Consider the following 13,377-nt stretch of genomic DNA (forward strand, 5'->3'; position numbering starts at 1 on the left):
CCTCAACGCCTTCGACCTTGCCTTCGAAGGACGCCTCACCACAGGCCGTAACTGACCTTCAAAAAATCGAGTTACACCGTTTTCTTGACACTCCCTCGTAGCCGACCACCGCGACGTCGTCGGGGACGCGCCGGTCGGTCCGGTGCAGGGCCTCCAGGGCGCCGGCGGCCATGGTGTCGGAGGCCACGAAGATCGCGTCGAGGTCGGGGGCGTGCTGTAACAGCCGAGTGGTGGCCGTGGGAGCGCAGGTAGGTGACGGCCTGGCGGGCGCCGTCGCGGTCGTCCGAGGTCACGTAGGAGACCTGGCGTTCGTGGCCGAGCGGGACGCCGCAGGTCACCACCGGGACCCGGCGCTCGATCAGCTCGGCGAGGACGGCCGAGGAACGGGGTGCGGACCGTAACAGGCGTCGCCTTTTGAGCGGAACGGTTTTCGGGCCGTGGAGCGTACGGGAGAAGAGAAGCGGGCGGCATGCCGGAAAGCCTGCCGCCCGCGGGGTTTCTCAGGCGGCTGCGGAGCGGCCCGCCGTGCGGCCGGAGAAGAGGCAACCGCCGAGGAAGGTGCCCTCCAGCGAGCGGTAACCGTGGACGCCGCCGCCGCCGAAACCGGCGACCTCTCCGGCCGCGTAAAGGCCGGAGATCGGGTTTCCGGAAGCGTCGAGAACCCGGGACTGGAGGTCGGTCTGGAGGCCGCCGAGCGTCTTGCGGGTGAGGATGTTCAGGCGGACGGCGACCAGCGGGCCCGCATCCGGGTCGAGGATCTTGTGGACCGAGGCGGTGCGGGCGAGTGAGTCACCGAAGTAGGTCAGGGCGTTGCGGATGCCCATGACCTGGGCGTCCTTGCTGAACTGGTGCTGGGTCTCGCGGTCGCGTGCCTCGATCTGCAGGCGCAGCTTGTCGTAGTCGATCAGGTTGCTGCCGGTCAGCCGGTTCATGCCGGTGACCAGTTCGGGGAGGGTGTTCGCGATGACGAAGTCCTCGCCGTACTTCTCGAAGTTCTGAATGGGCTCGGGGGTCTGCCAGATGCGGCTGAGCAGCAGCCAGATGTCCTTGTTGGTGAGGTCGGGGTTCTGCTCGGAACCGGAGAGCGCGAACTCCTTGTCGACGATTTTCTGGGTCGTGACGAACCAGGAGTAGTCGTATCCGGTGCCGATGATGGAACCGAGCGTGTGCATGGTGTCGTAGCCGGGGAAGTCGGGGGCGGAGAAACGCTTTCCCTCGGCGGTGAACCAGAGCGACGACGGACCCGGCAGAATGCGGATGCCGTGGTTCGGCCAGATCGGCGCGAAATTCGTCAGGCCCTCGGTGTAATGCCACATCCGGTCCGGGTTGACGATCCGCGCGCCGGCCTTCTGCGTGATCGCGAGCATCCGGCCGTCGACGTGCGCGGGCACCCCGGTGATCATCTTCTTCGGCGCGGCGCCGAGACGGGCCGTCGGCCAGTTCTGCCGGATCAGGTCGTGGTTGGCGCCGATGCCGCCGGAGGTGACGATCACGACGGGGGCTTTCAGTTCGAAATCGCCGATCACGGTACGGCTGGAGGAGACGCCCCGGGCCGCGTCACTCGCCTCGAGGATGGCTCCGCGTACCCCGGTCACCGCGCCGCCGGACGTGGTGATCTCGTCGACCCGGTGCCGGTACTTGAACGTCACCTTGCTGCTCGCCTTGACCTTGTTGGCGAACGGCTCGACGATCGCCGGGCCGGTGCCCCAGGTGACGTGGAAGCGCGGCACCGAGTTGCCGTGCCCGTCCGCGAGGCCGCCGCCGCGCTCGGCCCAGCCCACCGCCGGGAACCACTGGAGTCCGAGACCGGCCAGCCAGGAACGCTTCTCGCCGGAGGCGAACTGTACGTACGCCTGCGCCCACTTGTACGCCCAGTAGTCCTGCCCGGTGGGGTCGTCGATGCCGCGGTCGAAGCCCGCCGCGCCGAGCCAGTCCTGCCAGGCCAGGTCGTAGGAGTCGTAGACGCCCATCAGGACCTGCTCGACCGAGTTGACGAAGAACAGCCCGCCGAACGACCAGAAGGCCTGCCCGCCCAGGTTGTTCGCGTTCTCCTGGTCGAGCAGCAGCACCTTCTTCCCGGCGGTGATCAGTTCGGTGGTGGCGACCAGCCCGGCCAGCCCGTGACCGACCACGATCGCGTCGGCGTCGTAGGTGGTCGCCGCCGCGAAGGCGGGTGTCGCGTAGGCGGCGGTGGCCGCGGTGCCTGCCATGATCAGCGCCGAGCGCCGGGTGATTCCGTCCATGCACCGTTTTTTATCGGTCCTGGTCGATGGCGGGTAGTCGTTGACCGCCAAAGCCCGGGGGCCGTGTTGTCGCCGGACGCCGATCCGCTGCACCCTGTTACCTGTGAACGACGACCCGCACCTGCGCGAGCTCGCCCTGCTGCGGCGGGTCCGCGACCGGATCGACCGGGACTACGCCCAGCCGCTGGACGTCGAGGCGCTCGCCCGCGGGGTGCACCTCTCGGCCGGGCACCTGAGCCGCAAGTTCCGGGCGGCGTACGGGGAATCGCCGTACAGCTACCTGATGACCCGCCGGATCGAACGGGCGATGACCCTGCTGCGCCGGGGCGATCTGAGCGTGACCGAGGTCTGCTTCGCGGTCGGCTGCCAGTCGCTCGGCACGTTCAGCACCCGCTTCTCCGAGCTGGTCGGGATGTCGCCGAGCGAGTACCGCCGCCGGGCCGCCGGGGACGCCGCGGGGCTGCCCGGATGCGTCGTCAAACAGGTCACCCGGCCGATCAGGAATCGAGAAGCGGGGCCGCGTCCGGGCCACCTACGGTGAACGCATGGAACTCACCATTCACTCGTCCTTCCTCCCCGCCGACGACCCGGAGAAGTCGCTCGCGTTCTACCGCGACGCCCTCGGTTTCGAGGTCCGCGGCGACGTCGGCCAGGGCACCATGCGCTGGATCACCGTCGGGCCCAAGGGGCAGCCGCAGACGTCGATCGTGCTGCACCCGCCGGCGATCGATCCCGGGCTCACCGACGCCGAGCGCCGCACCATCGCCGAGATGATGGCGAAGGGCAGCTACGCGACGATCGTCCTGTCGACGCCGGACCTGACCGGTGCCTTCGACCGGGTGCAGGCCACCGGCGCCGAGGTGGTCCAGGAGCCGACGGACCAGCCGTACGGCATCCGGGACTGCGCCTTCCGCGACCCGGCCGGCAACATGGTCCGGATCAACCAGGTGGCCGCCGCCTGACGACGACGTGCCGGGCCACCGCCTGACGGGGTGCCGGGCCGTCGCGGATGACACCGTCGCGGGCGCCGGCTGCCCGGGCGCGTCACCGGGGCCGGTACAGCATCGTCCACTTCTCCACCAGGGTGAACCCCAGGTCGCGGTAGACCGGCAGGCCGTCGTCGGAGGCGTGCAGGAACGCGGTGCGGGCGCCTGCCGACCGGGCGGCGGCCAGCAGCGCCGCGGTGACCGCGCGACCGTGACCACGGCGGCGGTGGGCCGCGGGCACGGCCACCCCGAACACGCCGACCATGTCGTGGACCAGCACGCCGAGCGCCGTGGCCACGATGCCGCCGCCGGGCTCCTCGACGGTGACCGCGCGGACCCCGGGGAGGTTCAGGGTGGCGGCGGAGGCGAACAGGTCGTAGGTGTCCAGCGTGCCGCCGAACCCGTCGGCCATCGCCCGCTGGAAGCGGCCACTCTCGTCCGGGCCGCGCAGCGTGTACCGCGGTGCGCCGGGTTCGCTTTCGGTCAGATCCTTGATCATGAAGGGGAGCTGCCGGCGTGCGGTGAGGCCGCGCTCCCTCGCCGTACGCTCGATCAGGTCGTCGACCTCGTCGCCGCGGACCTGGACGGCCCACGCGGCGTCCGTGCTGATCGACCGGGCGGCCGACGCGACCTCGGCCGCGTCGGCGGGATGGCGGGTACTGATCACGCCGTTGACGAACGCGAACGGCGAGTCGGTCGTCAGCACGGTGGTGCCCCGCTCGCCGCGGCGCACGGTGGCGCCGTCCCGGGTCGAGGCGAGCAGCGCGATGGCGGCGAGCCAGGCCTCGGCGGCCGCATCGACATCCTTGATCACGCCGTCACTCTAGCCCGGGGCCTCCTACCTAGAATCCTAGGATGCTGTAGGCGCTGTGAACGGGGGCGCGCACAACGTATTCGCAACCGATTGGCACCCCGGGGCACAGGGCAGGCACAGAACGTGAGCAGACAGTGGGTGATACCCCACGGTTCACGGTTCTAGGGAGCGTCACCATGCGCCAGCGTTACCTCTCCGTCCTGCTCGCCGCAGTCACCGGTGTGGCGATGAGCGGTCTCCTCGTGGCGCCGGCCTACGCCCTGCCGACCGGCCGCAAGGCGAACCCGGCGATCGCGTCGGCCGCGACCACCGTCGAGGGGACCGTGGTCAGCGTCGCGGCGGGGACGATCACGCTGCGGCAGAGCGACGGTACGACGGTGACCGTCACGGTGGGTGCCGGGGCGACGATCACGGTGGACGGTGCCGAGGTGGCGCTGGCCGAGATCCCGGCCGGGGCGCGGCTGCGGGCGGTGGGCACGGAATCCCGCCGGGGCTTCGTCGCGTCACAGGTGGAGGCCGCGACGACGTGGGTGGCGAGCTACTCGGGCGCGGTGTCGGCGGTGGACGCCCACTCGGTCACCCTCGGCGGGGGCGTCACGGTGGGTGTGTCTCCGGCGGCGTCGGTCACCGTCGACGGTGCGATGGGGACGTGGACGTCGCTCACGCCCGGTTCCCAGGTCACTCTCGCCGGTCTCGAAACCGCTTCCGGGGTACGCACGGCGGGCACCGTCACGGCCGTCTCCGCCTGGGATCTGCGCGTGACGGGGACGCTCTCGGCGGTGGACCCGGATCTCCGGACGCTGACCGCGGAGACCACGACGGGCCCGGTCACCGTGGAGGTCGCCGCCGACGCCGAGATCACGCTCGACGGCGCGCCGATCGGTCTGCCGCTGCTGCCCCTGGACACGATCCTGTGGCTGAGCGGCACCGAGGGCGCGGCCGGTGTGCGTACCGTGAACCGGGTCGAAGCCACCACGCAGCCCGGCACCGAGCAGCGGCCCAAGCGCAGCTGAGGCTCGCGCCGGGGCCGGATCGCAAGGGCCGGGCGGGAGTTCAGGACGTCAGCGGGCCGCGCAGGATCTCGCGGGCCCGGCTCTCGTCGCCGGTGAGCGTCGCCCAGGGCAGCGGGCCGCGGCTCCAGAGGGCGAGCAGCAGTTCCGCGGCGGTGCCGCCGAGTGTGGCGACCGGCTCGCCGGGGCCGAGGGCCCAGGACGTGCCGAGGTCGGTGGCGGTGAGCCGGACGGCGCCGGTGGGTGCGGTGGCGAGTCCGCGTTTGACCATGCGGGGCACGAAGATCTCGATCACCTCGGCAATGCCGTCCCCGCAGAGTTCCGGGTCGAGGGTGCTCGTCCGGCCGAGGGCGTGCTCGGCGTCCCAGCGGTGCACCAGGGTCTCCAGGCAGCGGCGGCGGCGCCAGAACGCGACGGTGTGCGGCGGCGCGAAGGTCCACGCCTCGGTCTCCGGCGCGGTGTGCAGGGCCTCGGTGAGCACCCGGACGCTCTCGGCGAACCAGTCGCGCGGGTCGCCGTCGGGGATCGGCGGCGCGTAGTCGCCCCGCTTCTCCCGGATCGCCGCGGCGGACCAGAGGTTGCCCTGGCCGAGGTGCCCGGCCAGATCCCGCAGCGTCCAGTCGCCGCAGTGCTCGACCGGCGCGCTCAGGTCGCCGTCCAGGCAGTCCCGGAAGGCGGCGTGGTCGCGGTCGAGCAGCGTCAGGTAGTCCAGGGTCACGGCCGGACCCTATCGAATGCTCAGCCGTGCAGGTGTCCCGTCAGCGGGTCGTAGCGATATGTCCGTCGTCGCGTGCCGGCGCGGCCGCGGGTCTCCAGGCGCAGGCGGCCGTGGTGGACGTCGTCGGTGGCGTGGACGGTGCGCCAGAGCCGCCCGCCGCGCAGGATCCGCAGCCGTCCGGTGAAGTCGCCGGCGGCGCCGGCTATCGCGTAGGCGGGGCCGCGCGGCGGGCGGATGTCCAGGCCGCCGTCGGGGTGGATCACGGTGGTCAGGACCGTGGTGCCGTCGGCGTCGCGGATCGGTGCGGGCTCGCCGGCGAAGTACCGGGTACGCCCGGCGCCCTGCCGGTCCTGGCCGTTGTAGTACGTGCGGCCGCGCCGGTCGAGCCAGAAGTGCGGCACGGTGGCGTGCGGGGCGCCGAGGGTGGCGCCGGGGTAGTACGAGAGGTGCCAGTGCGCCGGGTTGTCGTGGTGCAGCGGGTTGTTGGTCTCGAACCCCATCAGCGCGAAGAAGTGCCCGCGCCGGCGAGCCGCGGCGGTGAGTCCGGAAGCGATCAGGATCTCCCGGGCCGCGAGGGTCCAGGAGAGCACCGCCCGGGTCTCGCCGGTGGGCCAGCGGACGGTCTGCCAGTGCCCGGCGGCGCGGTTCGGGTCGTTGTGCTCGACGTGCCAGTAGAGCCCGCTGGCCGGGGAGCTGAGCCGGCTCCACATCTGCACGGTGGGGGAGTCGGCGGCCGGGGTGGCGCGGTGCACCGGCACGGTGACCCGGACCCGGCCGTGTGAGCGGTGCAGGGTGAGCCGGCGGTCACCGGCGATGACCGCGGCGATCCGCTGCCCGGGCCAGGCGAGGTCGACCCGGATCCCGTCCTCGTCGCGGGGCCCGTGCACGAACGCGAGGAGTTCGGCGCGGCTGGCCGTCCGGTGCCGGAGCGTGTATCCGGGTGGCAGCAGGATCTCGGGGACGGTGGGCGGTCCGGGCACGGCGCGGACGATCCGCAGGGCGGCGTACGCCCCGGGCGCGCCCCCGGCGAGGAGCAGGCCGCTCGCGGCGAACAGTTCACGACGGCTGAGTCGAACGGGCACGGCGGCCTCCGAGGGGTCGGCGGTGACGGGTCCGGTCCCCTGTTCAACGACCCGTGTCCATGACGGCGGCGGGGGGTGGTCGCCCGTTAGCGGGTCTGAGACACCCGCTCCACGCGTCGACCCTCACCGATCCGGCGTCCGATTCTGGACAGTCTCCGTTCCGGGCGCCGTTTCTGGCTGGTGCTGAGGGGTGACCCTGCTGGTCACATCTGGACCACCTGGGCGGACGCCGGATCCCGTGACAGGGTGCCGCCCGCCCGAACACTCGCCGCCCGCGGATCGTCGGCTCCGCCGGCCAGGGCTCGTTCGTGGACCGGCTGGGCGGTACCCCGCAGGCGGTGAGCCGGCGGTCCAGGGCGCCTCGGGCCGGTCGGCTGGCTTTCCGGGGTGTCTCAGGCCCTCCGAGTGACCCCCGAGCACCAGCCGCGCCGGGAAAGCTGGTGCTCACGGGTCACTCGAGCCCGCCGAGGCACCCCTGACCACCAGCCACCAAGATCATCCCCGCTGTTGATCATGAAATGTTGATCAAGTCCGGCCAGCCGGGGCCCACCCCGACCGGCGGAACTGGCATGTCGTGATCACGATCGTGGATATGCCGGGGGTGCCGCGGTGGGCTAGCGTCGGCGGCATGGGGGAGGTCGCGCTCTCGGCGGGGACCGTCGAGTATGAGGACACCGGTGGGGACGGGCCGGTGCTGGTGTTCCTGACCGGGCTGTTCGTCGGGGCCACCCTGTGGCGGCACGTGGTCGCCGATCTGTACCGGGATCACCGGTGTGTGGTGCTGGAGATGCCGCTCGGCGCGCACCGGCGGCCGATGGGGGCGGACGCCGATCTGACCTCGGCGGGGCTGGCCGGGCTGGTGCGGGAGTTCCTGCGGGAGCTCGATCTGCGCGACGTCACGCTGATCGGGTGCGACTGGGGCGGCGCGCAGCTGGTGGTCCCGGCGGAGAAGCGCGTACGGCGGCTGATCCTTCTTCCGCAGGAGTCGTTCGAGAATTTTCCGCCCGGGGTGCCGGGCAACCTCGCCTATCTGGCCTCGCGGGTGCCCGGGGCGCTGTTCCTGGCGCTGCAGCCGATGCGGGTGCGGGGGTTGCGGCGGGCGCCGGTCAATTTCGGGCTGATGGCGAAGCGGCCGATCCCGGACGCGGTGCTCGACGGGTGGCTGGCACCGGTGCTCGGGAACGCGGAGATCCGCCGGGACGTGGTGAAGTACCTGCGGAGTACGCGGCGGGGCGAGTATGTGAAGGCGGCCCGTCATCTGCGGCTGTTCGACGGGCCGGCGCTGGTGCTGTGGGCGCCGGAGAGCCGGATGATGCGGCGGGAGAACGGGATCCGGCTGGCCGAGGCGCTGCCGCAGGGGCGGCTGGTCGAGATCGACGACTCCTATGTGCTGATCCCGGAGGACCGCCCGACGGCGTGCGCCCGGGAGATCCGCGTCTTCGTGGCGGACAGCTGAGGGCCGACATCGCAGGGGCGGACAACTGACGGCGGCGGGTGGTCAGGCGAAGCGTTCGGTGGTGATCGGGATCAGGCCCTGGCGGCGCATGATCTCGGTCAGTTCGGAGAGCACCAGGCGTACGTTGCCGTCCGCGTCGGCGCCCAGCTCGACGGTGACGTCCAGGGCCCAGGCGATGCCCAGCCCCACCCGGCGTACCTCCCAGTCGAAGACGTCCCCGCCCACCCGCAGGCGGCCGGAGAGACCGGCTCCGCTCGCCGTGAGGTCCTTGGCGAAGAGCACCCGGTACGTCCGGTCGCTCAGGCCGAGGCGCAGCGGGGCCACCGCCGGGAACGGCTCGTAGTCGAAGTACCCGGAGCGCAGCGCCGCCTCGTCGGGCAGCCGGGCGCCGCTGAGCCGGTGGAACACCTCGCCGGCCCGGTCCCGGCCGACCGGCGCGACCCGGGCCAGCAGCACCGGGTCGGTCCGCAGCGCCCGGCTGAACGAGGCGGCGCCCTGCCAGTGGCGCTGCCCGGGGCGCCAGATCGTCCCGCACAGGCCGACGGCCGAGTGGTCGTCGCCGTAGACGAACTCCTCCACGAGCACGCCGTCGGTGCCGTCACCCACGAGGTAGTAATCCACAGGCGGCAGCGTAATCCGGTTGCGGGCGCTCGCATCGATGGATAGACCTGTCTGGTGCCGCTCATCACCGTTCACCAGCTGACCAAGGAGTATTCCCGGCCGAAACGGGTGGAGGGGCGGTTCGGCGCGTTGCGGACCCTGGTCACCCGGGAGCGGGAGACCACGCTCGCCGTCGACCACATCGACTTCACCGTCGACGAGGGCGAGGTGGTCGGCTATCTGGGGCCCAACGGTGCCGGTAAGTCGACCACGATCAAGTTGCTGACCGGGGTGCTCTGGCCGACCTCGGGCACGGTCGAGGTCGGCGGGATCGTGCCGTGGCGCGACCGTAAGCGCAACGCCCGGGGCATCGGGGTGGTCTTCGGCCAGCGCAGCCAGCTCTGGTGGGATCTGCCGCTGATCGAGTCGTTGCGGCTGGTCGCCGCGCTCTACGACGTGCCGGCCGCCCGGTACGCGTCGCAGCTCGCCCGCCTGACCGAGCTGCTCGACCTGGGGGAGTTCCTGCACAGCCCGGTCCGGCAGCTCAGCCTCGGCCAGCGGATGCGCGGGGACCTGGCCGCCGCGCTGCTCTACGAGCCGCCGGTGCTCTATCTGGACGAGCCGACCGTGGGGCTGGACGTGCTGGCGAAGGAGGCGGTCCGCTCGTTCGTCGAGGAGGTCAACCGCGAGGGCCGTACGACGGTGCTGCTGACCACGCACGACCTGGCCGACGTGGAGCGGCTCTGCCGGCGGATCCTGCTGATCGACCACGGCCGGGTGCTCTACGACGGCCCGGTCGACGGCCTGGTCGCGCGGTATGCGCCGTACCAGGATGTCCTCGTGCGCCTGGACGGTGACGGGCAGCCGGCCGGGGAGCGCTGGTCGCTGGGCGGGTTCGACGGTGAGCGGGAGAGCGACGGCCGCTGGCGGTTCCGGGTCGGGCGGGACGAGCCGGTGCACGCGCTGCTCGCCGCGGCCAGCAACGGGCATCAGGTCCGGGACCTGTCCGTGGTGGAGTCGAATCTGGAGAGCGTGGTCCGTGAGCTGTACCGGGAGAGGCGGGCCGGGTGAGGCCGTATCTCGCGTACGTCCGGGCGGCCGCCCTCATCGCGATGCAGTACCGGACGGCGCTCTTCTCCTCGCCGGTCGTCACGCTGATCTGGATCCTGGTGCTGACCCGGGTCTGGTCGCAGGCGTACCAGGGGCGCCCGGTCGTCGCCGGGTTCACCCTGCAGACCACCATCGTCTACCTCACCCTGGCCAGCCTGCAGGCCGTGGTGATCGACTCGCCGCTGCCGTTCGTGATCGCCGGCCGGGTCCGTACCGGAGAGGTGATCTTCGATGTGAACCGGCCGATCGGGTTCGCCGGGCAGATGCTCGCCCTGCAGGCCGGGCAGACCGGCACCCAGCTGATCGTGGTGCTGGCCGCCGCGCCGCTGGCCGCGTGGATCGGTGGCCTCGCCGCGCCGGCCGGCGTCACCGCGGGCCTGCTGTACCCGGTGGCGCTGCTGGCCGGGCTGGTGCTGAACGCACTGCTCGGCCTGCTGATCGGGCTCTCCGCGTTCTGGACGGTGGACAACTGGGGGCTCTCCACGCTCTATCGCTTCGTGGCGGCATTCCTCGCCGGGGCCGCGGTGCCGCTCACGTTCCTGCCCGGCCCGCTGCGGGCGGTCGCCGAGGCGCTGCCGTTCCGGTTCGTGGTGTACGAGCCCGCCGCGATCTATGTCGGTCAGGTCCAGGGTGCCGAGGCGGTGCGGGCGCTGGGTCTCGCGGTGCTCTGGATCGTGGTGGTCGCCGGTCTGGTCGCCCTGGTCTGGCGCCGTGCCTTCCGGAGGGTGGTGATCCACGGTGGCTGAGCTGACCCGTGAGGTCCGGCTCTACCTCGTGCTGCGGGCCGCCTCGATCCGTGGGGCGCTGCAGTACCGGGGCAACATCGCGATCATGGTGCTGGCCGGTTTCGCGTACCAGGGAAGTGGTTTCGCCTTCGTCTGGGTGTTGATGCACACCTTCGGGACGGTGGCCGGGTGGGGTCTGGGCGACATGGCCTTCCTGTACGGCATGCGGCTGCTCTCGCACGCCGTCTGGCTACTGCTGCTCGACGGCGTCACCCACTCGGACCAGTCGATCCGCGACGGCCAATTCGAGCGGATGCTGCTGCGCCCGGCGAACACGATGTCGCTGCTGGCCACCAACACCCGCTCGCTGATGTCCTTCGGCGACCTCACCGTCGGCGTCCTGGTCTTCGGCATCGCGGTCACCGTCGCCGACGTCGACTGGTCCCCGCTCGCGATGCTCTTCGCCGTCCTGGCGATTCTCGGCGGCGCGCTGATCGAGGCCTCGGTGTCGGTCGCGATCGCCGGCGTCAGCATCCGGATCATCGACACGTGGGCGTTCCGGATGGTCGGCTACGACGCGGTCGACAAGCTCAGCTCGTACCCGCTGGGCATCTTCGGCAACGGCGCGCAGAAGCTGCTCACGTACGCGTTCCCGTTCGCCTTCATCGCCTTCCTCCCGGCGAACCTGCTGCTCGGCCACGACGGCGACCTGGCCGTCCCGGCGTGGCTGGGCTATCTGGCACCGCTGGTCGGGATCGCCCTGTTCACCCTGGCCTACCGCTTCTTCCACCGCCAGCTGCGCCACTTCCAGGGCGTGGGCCACTGACCTCCGCCTCACCGTCCCCGGGCGGCCGCCAGCCGTGGGTGAGGATGGCGAAGACCTGGTCGAGGGCGGCGTGCGGGTCCGGGCGGCCGCGGATGAGCGACGGGGTCTCCAGCACGAAGCGGGCCAGGGTCGCGCACGCCAGGTCGTCGTGGGGGACCTCGTAGGCGTCGGCGATGGCGGCGGCCAGGGCCTCGGTGTGCCGGGTCCACATGCGGTCCGCGTAGGCCCGCAGCGCCGGCGTGCTCTCGATCAGCGCCTGGAACGTCACGAGGTCGGAGCTGTCCATCGCCCGGCCCCCGGAGACGTACGTGTGCAGCGCCTGGACCACGCTCGTGCCGGGCGGGCGGTCCCGGACCGCGGCGACCAGGGCGGCCTCGCGGTCCTGGTCCTCGTCGAAGACGAGCGCCTCCTTGCTGGGGAAGTGCTTGAAGAGCGTGGTGGTCGACATGTCGGCGGCCTCGGCGATCTCCCGGATGCCGACCTGGTCGTAGCCGCGTTCCAGGAACAGCCGCAGCGCCGCGTCGGCGAGCGCCTGCCGGGTGGCCGCCTTCTTCCGCTCGCGGCGGCCGGTGGTCGGGGTGGTCATGCCGCCACCCTATCCGATTCGGCGGCATCGCTAAAAAAGTGGAACCGTTGCACTTTTGAAGTCGTTCCGCTTTACTTGAGCCATGACTTCATCAGTTCCCCGTACGGCCAGGATCAGCGTCATCGGCGGCGGACCCGGCGGACTCACCTGCGCCCGGATCCTGCAGCGCCACGGGCTCACCGTCACCGTCTACGACCGGGACGCCGGCCCGGACTCCCGCAACCAGGGCGGCAGCCTCGACCTGCACGCCGACGACGGCCAGATCGCCCTGCGCGAGGCAGGCCTGCTCGACGAGTTCTTCGCGCTCTCACGCCCCGAGGGACAGGAGAGCCGGCAGATCGGCCCGGACGGCGTCATCCGGGACCGCCAGACGCCCGAACCCGGCGACCGGTTCAAGCCCGAGATCGACCGGGGCGTCCTGCGGACCATGCTGCTCGACTCCCTCGTGCCGGGCACGGTCCGCTGGGGTGCCGCCCTCACCCAGGTCACCGGCCCGGACGACGGCCCCCGGACCCTGCACTTCGCCGACGGCAGCACCACCGAGACGGACCTGGTCATCGGCGCGGACGGCGCGTTCTCCAAGGTTCGCGCGGCCGTCTCGCCGGTGGTGCCGCGCTACTGCGGGATCAGCTTCCTGGAATCCTGGTTCGACGACGTCGACACCCGGCACCCGGAGATCGCCGAGCTGGTCGGGCAGGGCCTCGCGATGGCCGCCGACGGCAGGCGCGCCCTGGTCGGGCAGCGCAACGGCGGCGGGCACCTGCGGGTCTACGTCGTGCAGCGCGTCCCGGTCGACTGGCTCGCCGCCGCGGGACTCACCGGCACCGAGGCCGTCCGGGAGCACCTGCTGCGGGAGTACGCGGGCTGGTCACCGCTGATGCGGCGCCTGATCACCGACAACGACGGGCCGTACATCGACCGCCCGATCTTCGTGTTGCCCACCCCGTACGCCTGGCCGCACGTCCCGACGGTGACCCTGCTCGGCGACGCGGCCCACGTGCTGCCCCCGGTCGGCGTCGGCGTCAACCTGGCCATGCTCGACGCCAGCGACCTGGCCCTCGCCCTGGCCCGCTCCGCCACGATCGACGAGGCCCTGCGCGCGTACCACGACATTATGATCCCCCGCGCTACCGGCATCGCCGAGTTCGCCGAGCACTCGGCCGGCTTCCTGCTCGACGACGACCCCGCCCCCATCCCGTCCTGACCACGGCGCGCACTTCT

14 protein-coding genes and 1 pseudogene are annotated in these 13,377 nt (G+C 71.8%); 8 read left to right on the forward strand and 7 right to left on the reverse strand.

What is annotated here, in order from left to right:
* Positions 1–94: 94 nt before the first annotated feature.
* Both AB0M08_RS38485 and AB0M08_RS38490 read right to left on the reverse strand, forming a co-directional pair.
* A pseudogene (locus AB0M08_RS38485) lies at positions 95–226 on the reverse strand (substrate-binding domain-containing protein); the annotation flags it as partial.
* 274 nt (positions 227–500) lie between these two features.
* Entirely contained in the window at positions 501–2,243 is a 1,743-nt protein-coding gene (locus tag AB0M08_RS38490) for an FAD-binding dehydrogenase (RefSeq protein WP_364504776.1), read from the reverse strand.
* Positions 2,244–2,346: 103 nt separating this feature from the next.
* Here AB0M08_RS38490 and AB0M08_RS38495 point away from each other — a divergent pair, with 103 nt between their 5' ends.
* Together AB0M08_RS38495 and AB0M08_RS38500 are read left to right on the forward strand one after the other, a co-directional pair.
* On the forward strand, positions 2,347–2,784 hold the full coding sequence (locus AB0M08_RS38495) for a helix-turn-helix transcriptional regulator (protein WP_364504778.1): 438 nt from the start codon (positions 2,347–2,349) through the stop codon (positions 2,782–2,784).
* A gap of 4 nt (positions 2,785–2,788) precedes the next feature.
* Positions 2,789–3,205, forward strand: coding sequence for a VOC family protein (locus tag AB0M08_RS38500; RefSeq protein WP_364504780.1), 417 nt, complete (start codon positions 2,789–2,791; stop codon positions 3,203–3,205).
* An 82-nt stretch (positions 3,206–3,287) separates the two neighbouring features.
* On the opposite strand, the gene AB0M08_RS38505 is transcribed toward AB0M08_RS38500, so the two are convergent.
* Complete coding sequence (locus AB0M08_RS38505; protein WP_364504782.1) at positions 3,288–4,043, reverse strand: GNAT family N-acetyltransferase; 756 nt, start codon at positions 4,041–4,043, stop codon at positions 3,288–3,290.
* Between the two features lie 176 nt (positions 4,044–4,219).
* Between AB0M08_RS38505 and AB0M08_RS38510 the strand changes: the two genes are divergently transcribed.
* On the forward strand, positions 4,220–5,056 hold the full coding sequence (locus AB0M08_RS38510) for a hypothetical protein (protein ID WP_364504784.1): 837 nt from the start codon (positions 4,220–4,222) through the stop codon (positions 5,054–5,056).
* Positions 5,057–5,096: 40 nt separating this feature from the next.
* On the opposite strand, the gene AB0M08_RS38515 is transcribed toward AB0M08_RS38510, so the two are convergent.
* Together AB0M08_RS38515 and AB0M08_RS38520 are read right to left on the reverse strand one after the other, a co-directional pair.
* Positions 5,097–5,771 (reverse strand): maleylpyruvate isomerase family mycothiol-dependent enzyme, encoded by a 675-nt coding sequence (locus AB0M08_RS38515; RefSeq protein WP_364504786.1) that lies wholly within the window; start codon positions 5,769–5,771, stop codon positions 5,097–5,099.
* Positions 5,772–5,791: 20 nt separating this feature from the next.
* Positions 5,792–6,853, reverse strand: a complete 1,062-nt coding sequence (locus tag AB0M08_RS38520) for a hypothetical protein (RefSeq protein ID WP_364504787.1) — start codon at positions 6,851–6,853, stop codon at positions 5,792–5,794.
* A gap of 628 nt (positions 6,854–7,481) precedes the next feature.
* On the opposite strand from AB0M08_RS38520, the gene AB0M08_RS38525 reads away from it, so the two are divergent.
* Positions 7,482–8,309, forward strand: coding sequence for an alpha/beta hydrolase (locus tag AB0M08_RS38525; protein WP_364504789.1), 828 nt, complete (start codon positions 7,482–7,484; stop codon positions 8,307–8,309).
* A gap of 42 nt (positions 8,310–8,351) precedes the next feature.
* On the opposite strand, the gene AB0M08_RS38530 is transcribed toward AB0M08_RS38525, so the two are convergent.
* Positions 8,352–8,930, reverse strand: a complete 579-nt coding sequence (locus tag AB0M08_RS38530) for a hypothetical protein (RefSeq protein ID WP_364504791.1) — start codon at positions 8,928–8,930, stop codon at positions 8,352–8,354.
* A 54-nt stretch (positions 8,931–8,984) separates the two neighbouring features.
* Between AB0M08_RS38530 and AB0M08_RS38535 the strand changes: the two genes are divergently transcribed.
* From AB0M08_RS38535 to AB0M08_RS38545, 3 genes are read left to right on the forward strand one after another with little or no spacing between them, the layout of a single operon-like run.
* Positions 8,985–9,980, forward strand: a complete 996-nt coding sequence (locus AB0M08_RS38535) for an ATP-binding cassette domain-containing protein (protein WP_364504793.1) — start codon at positions 8,985–8,987, stop codon at positions 9,978–9,980.
* On the forward strand, positions 9,977–10,765 hold the full coding sequence (locus AB0M08_RS38540) for an ABC-2 family transporter protein (protein WP_364504795.1): 789 nt from the start codon (positions 9,977–9,979) through the stop codon (positions 10,763–10,765). Before AB0M08_RS38535 ends, AB0M08_RS38540 begins: the two co-directional genes overlap by 4 nt.
* Entirely contained in the window at positions 10,758–11,570 is an 813-nt protein-coding gene (locus tag AB0M08_RS38545) for an ABC-2 family transporter protein (protein WP_364504797.1), read from the forward strand. The genes AB0M08_RS38540 and AB0M08_RS38545 overlap by 8 nt, the downstream gene beginning before the upstream one ends.
* Here AB0M08_RS38545 and AB0M08_RS38550 read toward each other — a convergent pair.
* The gene (locus AB0M08_RS38550; protein WP_364504799.1) at positions 11,509–12,156 is read right to left on the reverse strand and encodes a helix-turn-helix domain-containing protein; all 648 of its coding nucleotides are present in this window, start codon (positions 12,154–12,156) and stop codon (positions 11,509–11,511) included. The two genes, AB0M08_RS38545 and AB0M08_RS38550, sit on opposite strands and share 62 nt — an antisense overlap.
* Positions 12,157–12,238: 82 nt before the next feature.
* Between AB0M08_RS38550 and AB0M08_RS38555 the strand changes: the two genes are divergently transcribed.
* Entirely contained in the window at positions 12,239–13,360 is a 1,122-nt protein-coding gene (locus tag AB0M08_RS38555; protein ID WP_364504800.1) for an NAD(P)/FAD-dependent oxidoreductase, read from the forward strand.
* The last annotated feature ends 17 nt before the right edge of the window (positions 13,361–13,377 follow it).

The sequence above is a fragment of the Actinoplanes sp. NPDC051851 genome (genome assembly GCF_040681165.1).
Classification (GTDB): Bacteria; Actinomycetota; Actinomycetes; order Mycobacteriales; family Micromonosporaceae; genus Actinoplanes.